This window comes from Amycolatopsis sp. DG1A-15b (assembly GCF_030285645.1).
Lineage (GTDB): Bacteria > Actinomycetota > Actinomycetes > Mycobacteriales > Pseudonocardiaceae > Amycolatopsis.
The window spans coordinates 451289-469159 of the sequence record NZ_CP127296.1; the positions used below are offsets into that span (position 1 = coordinate 451289).

Below are 17871 nucleotides of genomic sequence, written 5' to 3' on the forward strand. Positions count from 1 at the left end.
CCGGCCGGCGCGACCGGGTGGTTGTGCACGGGTTCACAGGTGGGCCGCATCCCATTCACGAGAGAAAGCCGAGCTCCGGCGCGCACACTGTTACCGAGAAGACACCTTCCCGGGAGGAGTGAGTCGCGGATGCGCGGGCCCAGCGGACGGATCGCCCGGTTCCGGCGCCGGTTGCTGCCGGGCCGCAACCCCGTGGCCCGGGCGGGCGACCGCGTCGAGGCCCTGCTGCTGCTCCTCGCCGTCGCCGGTGCGTTGCTCGCGATCCCGTTCGCGGCGGCGTTCGGCTCCGAGACGTACGCGGCGCAGACGGCTCGCGCGTCGCAGGAGCGCACGACCCGCCACCCGGCCACGGCCGTCTCGCTCGCCGCGGCGTCCAGCCAGTCCTACAGCACCGACGGCGCCGGCGCCCCGGCCGCCCAGACGACGGTCCCGGCGGCCTGGTTCGACACGCGCGGCACCCGCCACACCGGCAACGTCCTCGCCGACCCGGGCAGCCCGGCGGGCACCCGCGTACCGGTGTGGCTGGACCAGCGCGGCGAGCTGACCGGAGAGCCGCTGTCCTCGTCGACCTCGGCGGCCGACGGCGTGTTCGCGGCGATCCTGCTGTGGACCGCGATCACCGGCGCCCTGGCCGGGTTGTACGGAACCGCCCGGTTCGTCCTGACCCGCGTCCACGCGGCGGCCTGGGACCGGGCCTGGTCCGAAGCCCGCCACGACAGCCGGTTCTGAGGTCACTTCCAGCGGAAGTGCACGAATACCCGGCCGAAGTTGTCCTTGTCCTTTTCGACCCGGTGGTAGAGCGCCTTGACGTCCTTGCGCTCGAGAAACCGCAGGACGTGCTTCTTCAGCTGACCCGACCCCTTGCCGGGGATGATCTCGACGAGCGGCGCCTTCTTGGCGACGGCCTCGTCGATGATCGCGCGCAGGGCGCGGTCGATCTCACCCCCGCGGTTGTAGACGTCGTGCAGGTCCAGCTTCAGCTTCATTCGCCCTCCCCAGCTCCACGACGTGCGGAAACAGCCGACACGCGGGTCGGCTGCCGGGTCACAGTGCCTGCCACCAGCCGTCGACCGGGGGTGGCTCGGTCGCGTCGATGCGCTCGCCCGGGCGGGGGATCGCCAGCGGGAGGTCGGCCTCCTTCGCCTCGCTCCACACGCGGTCGGCCGGCTCGCCCCACGGGTGCATCGCCAGCTGGAACGTCGCCCAGTGCACCGGGACCAGCAGCTTCGCCCGGACGTCGAGGCCGGCCGCGACGCCTTCCTCCGGCGTCATGTGGATGTCCGGCCACTGCGGGGCGTACGCGCCGATCTGGATCAGGGCCGCGTCGAACGGGCCGTGCTCCGCGCCGATCGCCGCGAACCCGTCGAAGTAGCCCGTGTCACCGCTGTAGAACACCCGGTGCTGCGGGCCCAGCAGGGCCCACGACGTCCACAGCGTGTCGTCGTTCGTGATGCCGCGGCCGGAGAAGTGCTGGGCCGGCGTCGCGACGAAGCGGACGCCCGCCACCGTCGCCTCTTCGTGCCAGTCGAGCTCGATGATCCGGTCAGCCGGGACGTGCCAGCGCTCCAGGTGCGCCCCGACGCCGAGCGGCACGAGGAAGGGGGCCGATGACGACGTCACCAGCGCGCGGACCGTCGCCAGGTCCAGGTGGTCGTAGTGGTCGTGCGAGATCACGACCGCGTCGATCCGGCCGAGGGCCGACAACGGCACCGGCGGCTCGTGCAGCCGCCGCGGGCCGGCGAACGCCGCGGGGGAGACCCGGTCGCTCCACACCGGGTCGAGCAGCACGCGGGCGCCGTCGAGCTCGACCAGCGTGGAGGCGTGGCCGTACCAGGTCAGGTGCAGGCCGTCGGCCGACTCGACCGGCGCCGCCGCGACCAGCGGCACCGCGCCGGCCGGTTTGCGCAGCTCACGGTGCTCGCCGAAGAACATCTCGCGGAAGATGGTCCGCATCGACGCCGCGGTCATCGGGTGCCGCGGCGCCGCGTTGCGGAACACCTTGCCGTCGAACTGCGGCGAAGAGCGGACCCGCTCGGCCCGGGCGCCGGTGGCCTTCGCGCCGAACGCCGCCGGCAGGTCCCGCAACCCCAGGGCTGCGATCATCTTCTTCATAATCCGGCCTTCCTCATGCCCCGAGTCTACGAACGCTTCCTGAGAGGGGCCCCAGCTTCATGCAGGTGGGTGAGGGCCTGCCGGTAGGACTCGGCCAGGCTCGTCTGCAGGTACGGGACGCCCAGCTCGGCGCAGTAGGCCTGGACGATCGGCTGCGCCCGCCGCAGGTGCGGCGACGGCATGCTCGGGAACAGGTGGTGCTCGATCTGGTAGTTGAGGCCGCCGAGGGCGACGTCGGTGACGACGCCGCCGCGGACGTTGCGCGAGGTCAGCACCTGCTTGCGGAGGAAGTCGAGCTCGGTGCGCCCGGTCAGCGTCGGCATGCCCTTGTGGTTGGGCGCGAAGATCGATCCCATGTAGACACCCCACAGTCCCTGGTGGACGGCGAAGAACAGCAACGCCATGCCGGGGGACAGGACGGTGAGCAACGCGCTCGCGTACAGGACGAAGTGCGCGGCGAGCAACGCGGCTTCGACCTTGCGGTGGCGCAGGCCCGGCTTGCGGACCGCGCGGATGCCGGACCAGTGCAGGTTCAGCCCTTCGAGGGTCAGCAGCGGGAAGAACAGGAAGGCCTGGTACCGCCCGATGAACCGCGGCACGCCGCGGCTGGCGCGGGCCTGGTCCTTCGACCAGACGAGGATGTCCGGGTCGACGTCGGGGTCGAGCTCTTCGTGGTTCGGGTTGGCGTGGTGGCGGGTGTGCTTGTCCATCCACCAGCCGTAGCTCATCCCGATCCCGAGGTTCCCGGCGAGCATCCCGGCGATTTCGGTGGGCCGCCGTCGCCGGAACACCTGCTTGTGCGCGAGATCGTGCGAAAGCAACGCGATCTGCCCGAACAGCACGGCCATGAAGCCCGCGACGGCGAGCTGCCACCACGAGTTCCCCAGCAGCGCGAAGGCCACCCAGCCGGCACCGAACAACCCGGTCACGACGGCGATCCGGGCGGCGTAGTAGCCGGGACGGCGGTTCATCAGGCCGGCGGCGGAGATGCGGTGGCTCAGCCGGGCGAAGTCGCTGCCGACGAGGTTCTCTGTGGTGGTCACCACCCGAGTCTCCGGCAGCGCCGCCCCGACCGGAATCCTGCGCGCCCCAGGCGGTTTGCGGGGGCCAGCCCTACCGGCCGCGCTGGTATGGGCAGCGGCGTCAGCCGACGTACTCCGCGAGGTGCTTCCCCGTCAGCGTCTTCTTCCGCGCCTTCACCAGCTGCGCCGGCGTGCCCTCGAAGACGATCCGGCCGCCGTCGTGGCCGGCGCCCGGGCCGAGGTCGATGAGCCAGTCCGCGTGGGCCATCACCGCCTGGTGGTGCTCGATGACGATCACCGACTTGCCCGCGTCCACCAACCGGTCCAGCAGGCCCAGCAGCTGCTCGACGTCCGCCAGGTGCAGGCCCGCCGTGGGCTCGTCGAGGACGTACACCCCGCCCTGCTCGGCCATGTGCGTCGCCAGCTTGATCCGCTGCCGCTCGCCGCCCGACAGCGTCGTCAGGGGCTGCCCCAACGTCAGGTAGCCGAGGCCGACGTCGGACAGGTGCGTGAGGATCTTGTGCGCCGCCGGCACCGCGGCGTCACCGGAAGCGAAGAACTCCAGCGCCTCGGTGACCGGCATCCCGAGCACCTCGCTGATGTCGCGGCCGCCGAAGGTGTACTCCAGGACGTCGGCGTTGAACCGCTTGCCCTCGCACACCTCGCACGGCGTCGCGGTGGCCGCCATGATCCCCAGGTCCGTGTAGACCACGCCGGCGCCGTTGCAGTTCGGGCACGCGCCTTCCGAGTTGGCGCTGAACAGGGCCGGCTTGACGCCGTTGGCCTTGGCGAACGCCTTGCGGATCGGCTCCAGCAGGCCCGTGTACGTCGCCGGGTTGCTCCGGCGCGAGCCGCGGATGCCGGTCTGGTCGACCGTCACCACGCCCTCGCCGCCGGACACCGAGCCGTGGATCAGCGAGCTCTTGCCCGAGCCCGCCACCCCGGTCACGACCACGAGCACGCCGAGCGGGATGTCGACGTCGACGTCCTGCAGGTTGTGCGTGGCCGCCCCGCGCACCTCCAGGACCCCGGACGGCGAGCGCACCGACGACTTCAGCGACGCGCGGTCGTCGAGGTGCCGCCCGGTCAGCGTGCCGCTGGAGCGCAGACCGTCCACAGTGCCCTCGAAGACGATTTCGCCGCCTTCGGTGCCGGCACGCGGCCCGAGGTCGACGACGTGGTCGGCGATCGCGATCGCCTCCGGCTTGTGCTCCACGACCAGCACCGTGTTGCCCTTGTCGCGCAGCTGCAGCAGCAGGTCGTTCATGCGCCGGATGTCGTGCGGGTGCAGGCCGATCGTCGGCTCGTCGAAGACGTAGGTGACGTCGGTCAGCGACGACCCGAGGTGGCGGATCATCTTGGTGCGCTGGGCTTCCCCGCCCGAAAGGCTCCCGGACGGCCGGTCGAGCGAAAGGTAGCCGAGCCCGATCTCGACGAACGAGTCGAGGGTGTGCTTGAGCGCGTCCAGCAGCGGCGCGACCGACGGCTCGGACAGCTTCCCCACCCAGGCGGCGAGGTCGCTGATCTGCATCGCGCACGCGTCGGCGATGCTGATCCCGTCGATCTTCGACGACCGCGCTTCCGCCGAAAGCCGCGTGCCGGCGCAGTCCGGGCAGGTCTGGAACGTCACCGCGCGCTCGACGAACGCGCGGATGTGCGGCTGCATCGAGTCGACGTCCTTGGACAGGAAGGACTTCTGGATCGCCGGCACCAGCCCGGAGTAGGTCAGGTTGATGCCCTCGACCTTGATCTTCGTCGGTTCCTTGTACACCAGGTCGGCGAACTGCTTCTTGGTGTACTTCTTGATCGGCTTGTCCGGGTCGAAGAAGCCCGAGCCGCGGAAGATGCGCCCGTACCAGCCTTCCATGCTGTAGCCCGGGATGGTGATCGCGCCCTCGTTGAGCGACTTGTTCTCGTCGAAGAGCGCGGTCAGGTCGATGTCGTTGACCTTGCCGCGGCCCTCGCAGCGCGGGCACATGCCGCCGGTGATGCTGAAGCTGCGGCGCTCCTTGATCTGCCGGCCGCCCTTTTCGATGGTGACCGCGCCGGCGCCGCTGATCGAGGCGACGTTGAACGAAAACGCCTGCGGTGAACCGATGTGCGGGTTCCCGAGCCGGCTGAACAGGATCCGCAGCATCGCGTTGGCGTCGGTGGCGGTGCCGACCGTGGAGTGCGGGTTCGCGCCCATCCGCTCCTGGTCGACGATGATCGCGGTGGTGATCCCGTCGAGGACGTCGACGTCCGGTCTCGCCAGCGTCGGCATGAACCCCTGCACGAAGGTGCTGTAGGTCTCGTTGATCAGCCGCTGCGATTCGGCGGCGATCGTGCTGAAGACCAGGGAGCTCTTGCCGGACCCGGAGACCCCGGTGAACACCGTCAGCCGCCGCTTGGGCAGCTCGACGCTGACGTCCCTGAGGTTGTTCACGCGCGCGCCGTGGACGCGGATCAGGTCGTGGCTGTCGGCCACGTGCGGTGCGCTCTTCCTCGTGGGCTTGCTCATCGGGGTTCTCCAGCGTGGTCGGGCGGGTTCAGCTCGGTTCTCGGGGGTGAGGAGGTTGCGTTCAAGCTACGGCGAGATTCGCGGCCGCGGCTTCTCGATTCCTGATCGCTTCGGCGGCCCGCCGGTAATCGTGCGGCGAAAGGCCGTAAGCGTCCTGGAAACGGCGGGCGAATTGCGCGGCGGGAAGGTCCACGCTGCGCGCGAGCGAATCGATGTCGAGCGGCCGGGTGCATTCGCGGTCGATGCGGTCGCGGACGCGGCGCAACAGCGCCAGTTCGCGGAAGTGTCGCTGCGCGGCGGCCTTCAAGCTGAGGCACATATCGGGTTTCCTTCCGGAATGCGCCCGAGCACCGCCCGGGCCGCGATGGGGAGCAGCAGGAGGGTCAGCAGGCCGGACAGCACGAGGCCGCCGGTGCTGCCGGCCAGTTCGATCAGGGGGCCGCCCAGGGCCAGCCCGAGCGGGGCGGCCAGCGTGGAGCCGGTCGTCCAGAGGGTGACGACCTGCTGCTGTTCCCCGGGGGCGAGCCCGGACTGCAGGAAGCTGTACGCGACCGGCGTGAACGGCGCGTACACCAGGCCGCCCAGGCCGAAGACGAGCAGCGCCACGGTGAGGTCGCCGGTGACGGCGAGCGCGATCGGGCACAGCGCCCACAGGCCGATGATCGCGACCAGCAGCGGCCGCTGCGGCAGGTTCCGCAGCCGGCCGACGAGCGCGGCGCCGAGGAACGCGCCGATCCCGAGCGCACCCCACAGCACCCCCAGACCGGACGCGCCGGCGTGCAGCGTCGCGCCCACGTACAGCGGGAGCGCCACTTCGACCGGCATGTACAGGAAGTTGAAGAAGAACTCGACCACCAGCAGCCGCGCGGCGACCGGACGGCGGCGCAGGATCCGCCAGCCCGACTCGTGGGTGCCCTCGTCGCGCAGCGCGTCCCGGCCCTCGGCGCCGCGGGGGACGCACGCCAGCGTGGCGGCCAGCAGGATCAGCGCTCCGCTCGCGTCGACGAAGAGCGCGAAGCCCGCGCCGGCGGTCGCCACGACCACCCCGCCCAGCACCGGACCGGCGATGTAGAGCGCGAACGTCGTGTTCAGCCCGAGCAGGCCGTTGACCGAGAACCGCCCGGCCTCGCCCGCGGCCGACGTCGCCAGCAGGCGGCGGCTGCTCGAGCCGGCCAGCCAACGTCGCGCCGAAGAGGAGGCCGGCGACCAGCACCGGCAGCGTGAGCCGGCCGGTGACGGCCAGGACGCCGAGGACGGCGAAGGTCAGCGACCGCAGCAGGCAGTCGGCGACGAGCAGCGTGCGCGGCGGCACCCGCACCCGGCCGAGGCCGATGGCCAGGGCCAGCGCGGTGGACAGGACGAACGGCGCGGCCTCCACGAGCCCGATGGCGATCGCCTTCGGGACGTCGCCGTGGAGGGAGAGCGTCTGGACGGGCATGGCCACCAGGAGCATGCCGGTGCCGACGTTGGCCAGGAGGTCCCCCAGCAGGAGCCCGGCGATCCGCCGGTCGCGCAGCACCTCGCGGTAGCTCTGCGCGGGGGCGATCGTGGTCAGCGCAGTTCCTGGATGCGCAGGAGGTTGCCCGCCGGGTCGCGGAACGAGCAGTCCCGGATGCCGTAGGGCTGCTCGACCGGCTCCTGGACGACCTCGGCGTTGCCCGCCTCGAGCTTGGCGAAGAGGGCGTCGAGGTCCTCGGTGGCCAGGTTGACCGAGGCGTAGGTGCCCTTGGCCATCATCTCGGCGATCATGCGGCGCTCGTCGTCGGTCAGGCCCGGCGTCGCGGCCACCGGCGACAGCACGATCGAGGTGTCCGGCTGGTTCGGCGGGCCCACGGTGATCCACTGCATGTCGCCGTACTTGACGTTCTGGCGGACCTCGAAGCCGAGCAGGTCGCGGTAGAACGCGAGCGAGGCTTCCGGATCCGTGTGCGGGAGGAAGCTCGAGTGAATGGTGACGTCCATGCCGGTCACCCTAGGTGGCCGTCGAGGGCCGCGCTTCTCGATTCCTGATCGGTCTGGTGACCTGTTTGGCCACGCACGGCGGCATCCCGACGGTGGCCTCGGCCTGCTGCTCGCGGTAGACGCTCGGGGGCGTGCCGACCAGCTCGGCGAACCGCGTGCTGAAGGTGCCCAGCGACGAGAAGCCCACGGTGAAGCAGACCTCCGTGACGCTCAGTTCGCCTGTGCGCAGCAGGGCCATCGCCCGTTCGATCCGCCGCGTCATGAGGTACGAATACGGTGACTCCCCGTACGCCCGCCGGAACTGCCGGCTGAGGTGCCCGGCCGACATGTTCACGCCACGGGCCAGCGCCTCGACGTCGAGGGGCTGGGCGTACTCCCGGTCGATCCGGTCCCGGACGCGCCGCAGCAGCGCGAGGTCGCGCAGGTACTGCGCCGTGGGGGAGCCGGTCACGGATGAATCGTGCCACAGAGGACGTCCGCCGCGGCGGGTTTCGGGTCAGCGGAGTGCTTCGCGGAGCGTTTCCCGCAGCCACTGCTGAGCCGGGTCGGCGTCGAGGCGGGCGTGCCAGGACAGCCGCACCTCGATTCCGGGCAGGTCCGCCGGGACCGGGAACCAGCGAAGGCCGAGCGCGGCGCCGTACTGCTCGGCGAGGCGCTGCGGCAGCAGCCCCACGTAGGGGCTCGAAGCGACCACGAGCGCGGCGACGGCGGAGGTGGGCACGACGGCGGCGACGTGGCGGTGCAGGCCCGCTGCGCCGAGCACGTCGTCCAACGGCCCGCGGGCCAGGCCGCGGCGGGAGGCCGAGACGTGCGGGTGCCCGCACAGCTGCGCCAGCGTCGGCCGGCGGTGCCGGCCCAGTGGGCTGTCCGCGCGCACCGCGGCCACCAGGCGTTCGCGGTACAGCACGGCGGTCCGGATGTCGGGCGCCGGCTGCCCGCCCACCCCGATGTCCAGGTCGATCGAGCCGTCGCGGAGGGCTTCGGTGCTTTCGCTGCCCTCGGCGACGAAACGCAGGGTGACGCCCGGGGCGGCCGCCGCCGTGGCTTCGGCCGCCGCCGTCGCCAGCGTCGCGGCCACGCCGTCGTTGATGCGGATCGTGAAGGTCCGCTCGAGGCCGGCGAGCGAGAAGTCGGTGTTGACCAGGGCCGCCGCTTCCTCCAGCAGCGAGCGCACCCGCGGCGCGGTGCGCAGCGCGAACGGCGTCGGGGCCAGCCCGCGCCCGGCGCGCACCAGGATCGGGTCGCCCATGGCCCGCCGCAGCCGGCCCAGCGCCCGGCTGGTCGCCGGGATGGACAGGTGCAGGCGCTCAGCCGCGGCCGTCACGCTCCCGTCCCGCAGGAGCGCGTCGAACACGCGCAGGAGGTTCAGGTCGAGCTGCTCGGACACAGTTGCAGCATACGCAAACGTCTGTTGCCGAAGTTGCGTCGCGCGCAGTGGTCCGCCGTCCCTACCGTCGGGCTCATGTCCACTTCCCTCTCACGCCGCGCACCGGTGTCCCACCGCGGTCTCGGCACCCTCATGTGCGCCGCGGTGGTGCTGGTCGTCGGGATGGTCGCGGCGATCAACCTCGCCGTCCCGCTGCTCGCCGGGAGCGCGCTGCACCCGTCCGCGCCGGCCCTGGTCTGGATCGTCGACAGCTACGTGATCGTGTTCGCCTGCCTGGTGATCCCCGCCGGTGCCGCGGGTGACCGGTTCGGCCGCAAGGGCGTCCTGCTGACCGGCCTCGGGCTGTTCGCCGCGGGCACGCTGCTGTCGGCGGCGGCGCCGGACGTCGCCGTCCTGCTCGCCGGCCGGGCGCTCACCGGGATCGGCGCGGCCGCGGTGCTGCCCAACTCGCTCGCCGTCCTGCTGCACGCCGTGCCCGCCGAGCGCAAACCGGCCACGATCGCGACCTGGGCGTCGATGACCGGCATCGGCGGGGTGGCCGGCAACGTCGGCGGCGGCCTGGTCCTGACGGCCGGCTCGTGGCGCTGGCTGTTCGCCGCCGCCGCGGCACTCTCGCTGGGGCTCGCCGCCCTGGCCGCCCGGTTCACGCCGGTGTCGTCGCGCCACGACCGCCGGCTCGGCCCCCTGGCCGCGGTGCTGCTGACCGGGGCGTCGGTCGCGCTCCTGCTCGGGATCGTCCAGGGCCCGGAGGCGGGCTGGGGCAGCGCGGTCGTGGTCACCGCGTTCGCCGGCGCCGCCCTCCTGTTCGCGGCGTGGGTGGCGACCGAGCTGCGGTCCGCCCACCCGCTGCTGGACCCCCGGCTGTTCCGGATCCCGGGCCTGCGCAGCGCCTGCCTCGGACTGACCGCGATCTTTTTCGGCATGTTCGCGCTGTTCTACGTCAACGCGTCGTTCCTCCAGTACGCCAAGGGGTTCGGTGTGCTGGCGACCGGGCTCGGGATCGTGCCGCTGACGGTGCCGATCGTCCTCGGCGGACGGCACGTGGGCCGCCTGGCCGGGCGCATCGGCCTCGACACCACTGTCGCGTGCGCGTTCGGGTTCGTCGGGGCGGGCCTGCTCGGACTGTCCACGAGCGACGCGGGCACGCCGTATGCCGCCTACGCGGCCTGGCTCGTCGTGACCGGGACCGGGGTGACGCTGGCGTTGCCGACGCTGTCGGGCGTGATCGCGGGTGCCCTGCCGCCCGCCCAGGCCGGGGTCGGCACCGGGCTGCAGGCCACGACCAGGGAGTTCGGCAGCGCGCTCGGCGTCGCCGTGGTCAGCACGGTGTCCACCGCGCGGTTCGCGGCCGCCTTGCCGCCGGACCTCCGCGGGGCGCACACCGTCGCCGAAGCCCTTGCCCGGGCTCCCCGCGCGTCCGACGTCGTCACGGCGTTCGTCGCCGGTACCGACGCCGGGCTGCGCGTCGCCGGGGTGGCGGTGCTCGTCCTCGGCGGTCTGGTCGTGGCGGAGTCGTGGTGGTCGCGGGGGCCGGAGGTGACGGCCGTCCCGGGGGTTCCCGTGCCCCCGGGACGGCCGTGCACCGGTGCTGCAAGACCGTGGTGTCCCTTCCGGCGGCATACCCGTCCGCCGGAACGATCTCCACGGCCCGTGCGCCCCGGCGGAGTGACCCGCCGCGGCGCTCGACCCCGGACCCCGCCCGGTGCGCCGGAAGAAGGCCACCCCGGGGGCGTCGGGTTCCCTCGGGATGGCCCTCTCCTGGCCCGCCGGGCGCTCTGCGCTCTGCGCGAGGCGGGCAGGGGGACGCTGGGGCCGGTCACCACACCACCCAGCCGCGGAGGGGGTGTGGTGACCGGCAAGGGACGGGGGCCGCCGCGCGCAGCCCCGTCCCGGCTTCGTTACCTCCCCATCGGGATGGCCATCGTCGGCAGCGCCCCCGCGGGCAGCGACTGCGCCTGCAGCGCCGTCGTGGGCGGGGACTGCGCGGGGAACGCCGTCGTCGGGATGTCGTTGGCGAACTCGCTCTCGAACTCGCGCTCGAACGCCTGCGCGTCGAACCCGCTCTCGAACTCCGGCGGCACCTCGGCCGACAGCGCGGCGAGCGACGGCTCGACCACCGGGACCTGCGGGACCTCGGCGACGGGCGCGGGCTCCGGCTCGGGCACGTAGTCGGGCGCGGGCAGCCGGCGGTTCAGTTCGGCCATCCAGTCGAGCATCGCCCGCGGCTTGTCCCAGCAGGAGATGCCGACGAGCTGCCCGTCCCGGACGAAGCCGGTGATGCCGTCGGCCAGCGACACCGTGTCCTCGGCCAGCGACGGCATCCCGCACATCTGCAGGCGCGTGTCGTACAGCGTCGACCAGGCTCGGGGGAGCGGGGTGAACGGGATGGCGCTGGAGTGGCCCATCAGCAGGTTGTCCGCCGCGTGCCGGGCCGATTCGACGGCGTTGATCCAGTGCTCGACCCTTCGCGGGGTCTCGTCGAAGCGCAGGTTCGGCCAGCGCGCGATGTCGCCGGCGATGACGACGTCGGAGGCGCCTTCGGCGAACAGCTTGGAGTCGCAGAGCACGCCGTCGCTGATGTCGAGGCCCGAGCCGCGCATCCAGTCCACCGAGGGGACGCTGCCGATGGCGAGCACGACGACGCTGGCGACCAGCAGCTGGTTGTTCGTCAGGTGCAGCCCGACGGTGTCCTTCGTGCTGATCCAGTGCCGGACTTCGCTGCGCATCGCCAGGTTCGCCCGGTGCTCGTGGTGCGCCTCGACGATGCCGCTGGAGACGCGGTCGCCGAAGCGGTGCAGCGGCGCCTTCGCGTGCCCGATCAGGGTGACGTCCCGGCCGATGTGCCGCATGCTCGCGGCGAACTCGTTGCCGATCAGGCCGGCGCCGATCACGACGGCCGGCTTCTTGCTGGCGTTGAGGCAGCGCCGCACCGCCATCGAGTCCTCGACCGTGCGCAGGATCCGCACCCGCGGGTCGTGCCGCGGCGCCCCGGGCAGGTGCCGCGGGTAGACGCCGGTCGCGGCGATCAGGCCGTCGTACCAGAGGGACTCGCCGCCGGGCAGGTGCACGACCCGCTCGGTGGTGTCCAGGTGCGTGACCCGCGCGCCGAGCCGCCAGTGCACGTCGAGGTCCGGCAGGTAGTGCGAAAGGCCCACGTCGCTGGGCCGTTCGGTGCCCATCACCAGCGCCTTGGAGACCATCGGCCGGTGGTAGGGCCGCCGGGCCTCGTCGCCGATCAGGACGATCTCCCCGTCGAACTTCTGTTCCCGCAAGCGTTCCGCGGCGCGCAGCCCGGCGACGCCCGCACCGACGATGACGATCCGGTCGCCGTCAGCCATCGAGGTCCCCTCTCATCACGACCGCCTGCATCGGGCAGCAGCGAGCGGCCATCTTCGCCTGTTCAATGGTGGTTTCGTCCAGCAGCCTCGTGTGGAAGCGCAGGCGGCCGTCCTGGCCGAGGTCGAACACGTCCGGCGCCTCCATGGCGCAGATGCCGTAGAGCTCGCACCGGTCGTTGTCGACGCTGATCCGGGGTCCGCCGCCGGGTAGACGGAAGGGCATCTCAGGCCACCTGCTCTTCCACGAGACCGATGCGTTCCAGGGTGCGAGCCGGCATGAACCGCAGCATCGACACCGTCACGGCCGGGACGAGCAGGGTGATGCCGCCCAGCCAGGTGACCGAGAGGTGGCCGTTCGCGATGGCGCCGAACCAGGAGTGGATCGCGATGAGCGCCACCGCCGGGTACGCGCAGCGGTGCAGCCACAGCCAGCGCCGGTAGGACGTGAAGCGCTGCAGGCCGGCGGTGAGGAAGATGGCGAACATGACCTCGAAGCCGACGATGCCCGCGATGTGCCGCGCTTCCTGACCGGAGCCGAACGGGACGAACATGTAGGCGAAGCTGTACGGCTGCACCGTCAGGTAGGTGAAGCCGAGCGCGTGGACCAAGCCGAAGATGATCGTCGCGGTGGCCAGCACCATGTGCGTGCTGCGCAGGGCCTTCCGGCCGGTGACCGAGCGGATCCAGCCGGTCGCGGTGAGCACACCCCAGGTGAGCGTCAGCATCGTCGCCGCGTAGGACGTCCGGGCGGCGAAGGCCGCGAGGCCACGGGCCGCGGGGTCGGTCTTCGGCTGGAACTGCTGGGTGAGGAAGATCGTCGCGTCGTGCCAGGTCTCAACCATGGCTACCCCCGGTTCTCGCGGTGGCCGGCCGGGACGCCCGGGCGCGGCCACGGTTGCTCTTGACCTGGCGCAGCACGTAGAAGAAGCCGCCGCCGAGCAGCAGGAACAACGCCGCCACCACGGCGATCTGGGACGGGTCGAGGCCGAGCTGGATCCCGGTGGGCGCCGCGGTCGTGGAGACGGACGCGGCGGGCAGCGCGGTGTAGTCGACCATCCCGGTGCTCTCGAGCATCGTCATGTGCCGCATCACAGCCTGGTTGCCGACCGTCGCGAAGGCCCGCACGTCGTCGTTGCGGGTACCGGCCCGCAGCTGCGCCAGGACGTTGAACACGGCGCCGTGCGCCGCCCGCAGCCGGTTGGCGAAGACGCGGTCGAACTCCGGACCGGGGGAGGCGGCCATCTCTTCGGCGAGCCAGCCGCGCTGTTCCTCGGAGGGCTGGTCGGGGACCGGCGAGTTCAGCTTCTGCGAGAGGGCGCGGGTCGCCACGTCGAGGCGGCCGTGGTCCATCATGATCGCGAAGCCGACCTTCTGGACGATCGGGCTGCCCTTCTCCATCGCCATCATGCCCGACGGCATCTCCCACAGGCCGGCCTGGCGGACCTTGGTCAGGAGCACGGCGTCGGTGTCGGAGACCGCGGTGGTCTGGGCGAGCGAGGTCGAGCCCGGCGCGAGCAGCGCCAGGACCAGCGCCACGACGAAGAGGATCCGGACCAGCGGGCGGGTGCGCTCGAGGACCGACGGGGGTTCGAACCCGAACCCGGCGAGCTCAGACGCCGAACGCATTTTGCCTCCACTCGTCCTGGGTCAACGTGATCTTCTTGCCGTCCGGCGCGATCGGGTACCAGGCCTGGTCGAGGCCCTGGCCGGAGGTGTCGGCCGGTTCGCTGTCGCCGGTGAAGTGGTAGAGCGGCCAGCCGGCGAGGGTGAGCTGCTCGATGCCGTCGGCGCGGGTGATCTGCCCGATCAGCGACTGGTCGACGTCGATCGCCGGCAGGTTGCCGCCGGCCTTGACCGGGATCCACTTGGTCGCGCACGCCCCGTTGCAGTTGGACCGCGGGGGGTTGGGGGTGTCCCGGTCGTACCGGTAGATCGTGTACCCGGTCCCGTCGACGAGCAGGAGCCCGAGGTCGAACGTCTTCGCGGCCCTGAGCTGGCTCTTCGCCGGGTTGTTCGGGTCGGCGGTGATGGACTGCGGCATCGGCAGGACGACCTGTCCCTGCTGCATGCCGGGCATCTGCATCCCGGCGCCGCCGGCGGCGTATCCGCCGCCCGAGGTGGTGGCGGCGCCGGCGGTACAGGCGGTGAGCAGGGCGAGTGCGGTGAGGCACACGGCGGCGGGGACCACCGGGCGGGGAATGCGGATCACTGCTCCTCCGTGGGGCATGACTACGCGCTGTTGCCGGTAGTGCAACGGAAAAGGGCGCGAAAGATCCACAGTGGACATTCGGTCCGGAGTGGATGCGGAGCGTTGCGGGGGACAACGCCTGGTCGGGGTCTTCGGTAGGGGATACGGACACGGTCCGGAAACGGTTCAAAAAAGTTTTGCTCCCGGTTTGCGGGCCGGAAGTACTGGACGTAGGCCGTCCGGCCCACCAGGATGTCCCGCGTGGGACGGCACACCCGAGCGCTGAGATCCATCGGAGATCATGATGCCGTCGTCGAGCCCGGCGACGGCCACGACGATCTGGCGAAGGCGCTTTACCAGGAGTTCGGCGGGTCCCTGATGGCGTTCGCGCTGCGGCTGACCGGCCACGACCGGCAGTGGGCCGAAGACGTCGTGCAGGAGACCCTGATCAAGGCGTGGCGGAACGCCGACAAGCTCGACCGCCAGCCGGAGATGCTGCGTGCCTGGTTGTTCACGGTGGCCCGGCGTACCGTCATCGACGGCTGGCGCAGCCGCAGTGTCCGGCCCCAGGAGCTCGAGGAGATCGAATCCGACGCGATCGCGGTGTCCGACGAATCGGACCGGACGCTCGCCGCGATGATCGTTTACGAGGCGCTGCAGGGCCTTTCGCCCGAGCAGCGGGAGGCCATCCAGCAGACCTACCTGCGCGATCGGACCGTGAACGAGGTCGCGGCGACCCTCGGCGTGCCCCCGGGCACCGTCAAATCCCGCATCCACCACGCCGTCCGCGCGCTGCGCCGGGCCTTGCGCGAGCGGGGGTGAACTGAGCGTGGCCGGATCCGCACACACCGACGTCGCCGCCTACGTGCTCGGCGTCCTCAGCGAAGCCGAGAACACCCAGTTCGAAGCCCACCTGATGAACTGCCCGCACTGCCAGCTCGACCTGATCGAGCTCTACCAGCTGCCGGACGTCCTCGACCTGGTCAAGCGCAGCTGGCCGGAGCCCCCGATGCCCGCGCCCAGCCCGCGCACCCTCTCGCCGGGTCCCCGGGTGCTGCGCGGCCTCATGGAAGAGGCCGCCGTCAAGCGCCGCCGCCGTCGCCGGATCGGCATCCTCGCCGGGGCCGCGGCCGCGGCGGCCGTGATCGCCGGCCCGCTGGTGACCCTCGCGGTCCGGCCGGCCGACGCCGTCCCACCCGCTTCGCTGGCCGCTCCGAGCAACAAGCAGCCGCCGCCGGCCACCAGCGTCCCGGCGACGTCCACCCCGCCGGCCGCGGGCGCCCAGGGCCAGCCCGGCGGCGGCCAGACCTACGGCCGCGGCAGCGGCGGGTCCGCCGTCAGCGCCCTGGTCACCGTTTCGCCGGTGGAGTGGGGCAGCCGCGTCGAGCTCGAGCTGCGCGGGATCGTCGGACCGGTGAAGTGCCAGCTGGTCGCCGTCCCGGCGACCGGTGCCGAGCGCGTCGTCTCCAGCTGGTCGGTGCCGCCCAAGGGGTTCGGCATCCCCGGCTCGCCCGAGCCGTTGCGGCTGCAGGGCTCGGTCTCCCTGGCGATGGACCAGATCAACCGGTTCGAGGTGCGCGGCGAAGACGGCACCGTCCTCGTCGTCGTCCAGCGCTGAATCTCTTTCTTTTCGGTGAACCGCTGTGACCTGGGTGAATGCGGTCCGGTTGCGTTCTCGTAGATAACGAACAGATAACGGGCCGGTCGCTTTTGAACCTCGGGCCGCTCAGGTCCGTATCCCCCAATGCATCCCCCGATGCATCCCGACAGCCGGAACCGCAAGCATCCCCAACGGGTTCCGTGCGATCTCAAAGCTCAATCAACGGTAGTTCTTGCCCGGGCTGCCGCGCTCATCGGCGCGCGCCCGGAATAACGAACGAGGTGAACTAGTCTATGGCCCGGAATTCTCGGTCCCCCGTGACGGGCAAGCACCGCGTTGCCCGCCGAACCAAGATCGCGATGGGCGCGATCGGCCTGGCGATCGCCGTCGGCGGACTCGCCGTGGCGGTCTCCGCGGGGCGCACGGGCGAAGCCAGCGCGGACCCCGCGGACCCGTCGTTCTTCATCGACATCAACAAGGTTCCCGCCGGCAGCAACGTGAACGCGGCCTTGAAGCAGAAGGGCGCCCAGGGTTCCTTCACCGTCGACTGTGGAACGAACGCGGACGGCTCGCACCACAACCCGGACAACTTCATCGCGCAGCCCGGGATCAAGAACGGCGCCCAGCACCTGCACGACTACGTCGGCAACGTGACGACCGACGCCGATTCGAGCCTCAAGAGCCTGCTCGCCGGCGACACCACCTGCAAGAACGGTGACCAGTCGGCGTACTTCTGGCCCGTGATCCGCGTCGACCGCGAAGACGAGGCGGCCGACCAGAGCAAGAACCAGAAGGCCAAGCAGGAGCAGCAGGGCAAGACCGGCGACGTCCAGCAGGACAAGACCGCGCAGGACGCGAAGGACGCGCAGGACCAGAACCAGCGTGAGCGCCGCGGTCAGGGCGGCGGCCGGACCGGGCTGGGCACCCAGCAGCAGGGTGACCAGAACGACGGTCAGCAGCAGCAGCGCCGTCAGCGCGAACAGCAGCAGAACAACCAGCAGCAGGACCAGAACCAGAACGACCAGAACAAGAACCAGCAGCAGAACCAGAACCAACAGCAGAACCAGCAGAACAAGAACCAGCAGCAGGACCAGAACAAGAACCAGCAGAACCAGCAGGGCAAGAACCAGGACCAGAACAAGGACCAGGCCGCGCAGGAAGAGCTCGGCGGTCCGCAGGGCGCGAACGAAGAGGTCGGCGACAACGACGGCGAGATCATCGAGCCGGAGTCCGCGACGCTGAAGTTCATCGGCGGTGGCGCGCAGAACGTCGTCGCGATGCCGCTCGGCCTGAAGATCCTCTACGGTGACGCCAAGCAGAGCACCAACGGCCCGAAGAACGCCCGGCCCAGCTGGACCTGCACCGGGTTCGAGGACCGGCTGACCGACAAGTACCCGATCTGCCCGCAGGGCAGCAAGGTCGAGCGGATCCACGCCTTCCCGAACTGCTGGGACGGCAAGAACACCGACAGCGCGGACCACCGCAGTCACATCGTGTTCGCCGACCAGCAGGGCAAGTGCCCGCAGGGGTTCAAGAACGTGCCCCAGCTGCAGGTCACCCTGGTGTACGACGTCCCGCAGGACGTCCAGCAGAACAAGCAGTACAAAGTGGACGCGTTCGCCCAGGAAGCGCACAACCCGAAGTCCGACCACGACGACTTCGCGAACGTGATGAGCAAGCAGATCATGGGCCGCCTGGTCAACTGCATCAACTCCGGCAAGGCCTGCGCGGAATAACGCGCCCGGCCAACCTGTATCGCGGG

Annotated in this window: 19 protein-coding genes and 1 pseudogene; 6 read left to right on the top strand and 14 right to left on the bottom strand. The window is 71.2% G+C overall.

Annotated elements, in window-relative coordinates; all coding sequences use genetic code 11:
- Window positions 1-129: 129 nt before the first annotated feature.
- Window positions 130-729, top strand: a complete 600-nt coding sequence (locus tag QRY02_RS02110) for an Rv1733c family protein (protein ID WP_285989796.1) — start codon at window positions 130-132, stop codon at window positions 727-729.
- Between the two features lie 2 nt (window positions 730-731).
- Here QRY02_RS02110 and QRY02_RS02115 read toward each other — a convergent pair whose 3' ends face one another.
- From QRY02_RS02115 to QRY02_RS02140, 6 genes are all read right to left on the bottom strand, one after another.
- A complete protein-coding gene (locus QRY02_RS02115) occupies window positions 732-986 on the bottom strand; it encodes a Smr/MutS family protein (protein WP_013224398.1) in 255 nt (84 codons plus the stop codon).
- 58 nt (window positions 987-1044) lie between these two features.
- Complete coding sequence (locus QRY02_RS02120; RefSeq protein WP_285989797.1) at window positions 1045-2112, bottom strand: MBL fold metallo-hydrolase; 1068 nt, start codon at window positions 2110-2112, stop codon at window positions 1045-1047.
- Window positions 2113-2138: 26 nt separating this feature from the next.
- Window positions 2139-3155, bottom strand: coding sequence for a fatty acid desaturase family protein (locus QRY02_RS02125; protein ID WP_285989798.1), 1017 nt, complete (start codon window positions 3153-3155; stop codon window positions 2139-2141).
- 100 nt (window positions 3156-3255) lie between these two features.
- A complete protein-coding gene (locus QRY02_RS02130; RefSeq protein ID WP_285989799.1) occupies window positions 3256-5634 on the bottom strand; it encodes an ATP-binding cassette domain-containing protein in 2379 nt (792 codons plus the stop codon).
- A gap of 61 nt (window positions 5635-5695) precedes the next feature.
- A complete protein-coding gene (locus QRY02_RS02135; protein WP_285989800.1) occupies window positions 5696-5941 on the bottom strand; it encodes an AraC family transcriptional regulator in 246 nt (81 codons plus the stop codon).
- Window positions 5938-6690 carry an MFS transporter gene (locus QRY02_RS02140; RefSeq protein ID WP_285989801.1) on the bottom strand — a complete coding sequence of 251 codons (753 nt, stop codon included), beginning with the start codon at window positions 6688-6690 and terminating at the stop codon, window positions 5938-5940. The genes QRY02_RS02135 and QRY02_RS02140 overlap by 4 nt, the downstream gene beginning before the upstream one ends.
- Before the next feature lie 164 nt (window positions 6691-6854).
- On the opposite strand from QRY02_RS02140, the gene QRY02_RS02145 reads away from it, so the two are divergent.
- Window positions 6855-7163: a hypothetical protein gene (locus tag QRY02_RS02145; RefSeq protein WP_285989802.1), complete on the top strand. Its 309-nt coding sequence runs from the start codon at window positions 6855-6857 to the stop codon at window positions 7161-7163.
- Between the two features lie 22 nt (window positions 7164-7185).
- Here QRY02_RS02145 and QRY02_RS02150 read toward each other — a convergent pair whose 3' ends face one another.
- From QRY02_RS02150 to QRY02_RS02160, 3 genes are read right to left on the bottom strand one after another with little or no spacing between them, the layout of a single operon-like run.
- Window positions 7186-7596, bottom strand: a complete 411-nt coding sequence (locus QRY02_RS02150) for a VOC family protein (protein WP_285989803.1) — start codon at window positions 7594-7596, stop codon at window positions 7186-7188.
- A gap of 10 nt (window positions 7597-7606) precedes the next feature.
- On the bottom strand, window positions 7607-8047 hold the full coding sequence (locus QRY02_RS02155; protein WP_285989804.1) for a helix-turn-helix transcriptional regulator: 441 nt from the start codon (window positions 8045-8047) through the stop codon (window positions 7607-7609).
- A gap of 45 nt (window positions 8048-8092) precedes the next feature.
- Window positions 8093-8983, bottom strand: coding sequence for a LysR family transcriptional regulator (locus QRY02_RS02160; protein ID WP_285989805.1), 891 nt, complete (start codon window positions 8981-8983; stop codon window positions 8093-8095).
- A 132-nt stretch (window positions 8984-9115) separates the two neighbouring features.
- Here QRY02_RS02160 and QRY02_RS02165 point away from each other — a divergent pair.
- Window positions 9116-10510 (top strand): annotated as a pseudogene (locus tag QRY02_RS02165) (MFS transporter); the annotation flags it as partial.
- 371 nt (window positions 10511-10881) lie between these two features.
- Here the strand turns inward: QRY02_RS02165 and QRY02_RS02170 are convergent.
- The 5 genes from QRY02_RS02170 to QRY02_RS02190 are packed head-to-tail and all read right to left on the bottom strand — an operon-like array spanning window position 10882 to window position 14530.
- Complete coding sequence (locus tag QRY02_RS02170; protein WP_285989806.1) at window positions 10882-12321, bottom strand: NAD(P)/FAD-dependent oxidoreductase; 1440 nt, start codon at window positions 12319-12321, stop codon at window positions 10882-10884.
- The gene (locus QRY02_RS02175; protein ID WP_013224408.1) at window positions 12314-12544 is read right to left on the bottom strand and encodes a ferredoxin; all 231 of its coding nucleotides are present in this window, start codon (window positions 12542-12544) and stop codon (window positions 12314-12316) included. The genes QRY02_RS02170 and QRY02_RS02175 overlap by 8 nt, the downstream gene beginning before the upstream one ends.
- 1 nt (window position 12545) lies before the next feature.
- Entirely contained in the window at window positions 12546-13163 is a 618-nt protein-coding gene (locus QRY02_RS02180) for a ferric reductase-like transmembrane domain-containing protein (RefSeq protein WP_285989807.1), read from the bottom strand.
- A complete protein-coding gene (locus QRY02_RS02185; protein ID WP_285989808.1) occupies window positions 13156-13947 on the bottom strand; it encodes a DUF4142 domain-containing protein in 792 nt (263 codons plus the stop codon). Before QRY02_RS02185 ends, QRY02_RS02180 begins: the two co-directional genes overlap by 8 nt.
- The gene (locus QRY02_RS02190; RefSeq protein WP_285989809.1) at window positions 13931-14530 is read right to left on the bottom strand and encodes a hypothetical protein; all 600 of its coding nucleotides are present in this window, start codon (window positions 14528-14530) and stop codon (window positions 13931-13933) included. Before QRY02_RS02190 ends, QRY02_RS02185 begins: the two co-directional genes overlap by 17 nt.
- Before the next feature lie 240 nt (window positions 14531-14770).
- Here QRY02_RS02190 and QRY02_RS02195 point away from each other — a divergent pair, with 240 nt between their 5' ends.
- The 3 genes from QRY02_RS02195 to QRY02_RS02205 all read left to right on the top strand — a co-directional run bounded on the left by QRY02_RS02195 (window position 14771) and on the right by QRY02_RS02205 (window position 17845).
- Entirely contained in the window at window positions 14771-15331 is a 561-nt protein-coding gene (locus QRY02_RS02195; protein ID WP_285989810.1) for a sigma-70 family RNA polymerase sigma factor, read from the top strand.
- Between the two features lie 7 nt (window positions 15332-15338).
- Window positions 15339-16127 carry a zf-HC2 domain-containing protein gene (locus QRY02_RS02200; protein ID WP_285989811.1) on the top strand — a complete coding sequence of 263 codons (789 nt, stop codon included), beginning with the start codon at window positions 15339-15341 and terminating at the stop codon, window positions 16125-16127.
- Between the two features lie 275 nt (window positions 16128-16402).
- Complete coding sequence (locus tag QRY02_RS02205; RefSeq protein WP_285989812.1) at window positions 16403-17845, top strand: DUF1996 domain-containing protein; 1443 nt, start codon at window positions 16403-16405, stop codon at window positions 17843-17845.
- Window positions 17846-17871: the final 26 nt, after the last annotated feature.

Coding starts and splice junctions, on each gene's coding strand:
- QRY02_RS02150 (WP_285989803.1), bottom strand. CDS start 7,596: ATGGACGTCACCATTCACTCGAGCTTCCTCCCGCACACGGATCCGGAA.
- QRY02_RS02185 (WP_285989808.1), bottom strand. CDS start 13,947: ATGCGTTCGGCGTCTGAGCTCGCCGGGTTCGGGTTCGAACCCCCGTCG.
- QRY02_RS02170 (WP_285989806.1), bottom strand. CDS start 12,321: ATGGCTGACGGCGACCGGATCGTCATCGTCGGTGCGGGCGTCGCCGGG.
- QRY02_RS02180 (WP_285989807.1), bottom strand. CDS start 13,163: ATGGTTGAGACCTGGCACGACGCGACGATCTTCCTCACCCAGCAGTTC.
- QRY02_RS02175 (WP_013224408.1), bottom strand. CDS start 12,544: ATGCCCTTCCGTCTACCCGGCGGCGGACCCCGGATCAGCGTCGACAAC.
- QRY02_RS02205 (WP_285989812.1), top strand. CDS start 16,403: ATGGCCCGGAATTCTCGGTCCCCCGTGACGGGCAAGCACCGCGTTGCC.
- QRY02_RS02130 (WP_285989799.1), bottom strand. CDS start 5,634: ATGAGCAAGCCCACGAGGAAGAGCGCACCGCACGTGGCCGACAGCCAC.
- QRY02_RS02110 (WP_285989796.1), top strand. CDS start 130: ATGCGCGGGCCCAGCGGACGGATCGCCCGGTTCCGGCGCCGGTTGCTG.
- QRY02_RS02120 (WP_285989797.1), bottom strand. CDS start 2,112: ATGAAGAAGATGATCGCAGCCCTGGGGTTGCGGGACCTGCCGGCGGCG.
- QRY02_RS02115 (WP_013224398.1), bottom strand. CDS start 986: ATGAAGCTGAAGCTGGACCTGCACGACGTCTACAACCGCGGGGGTGAG.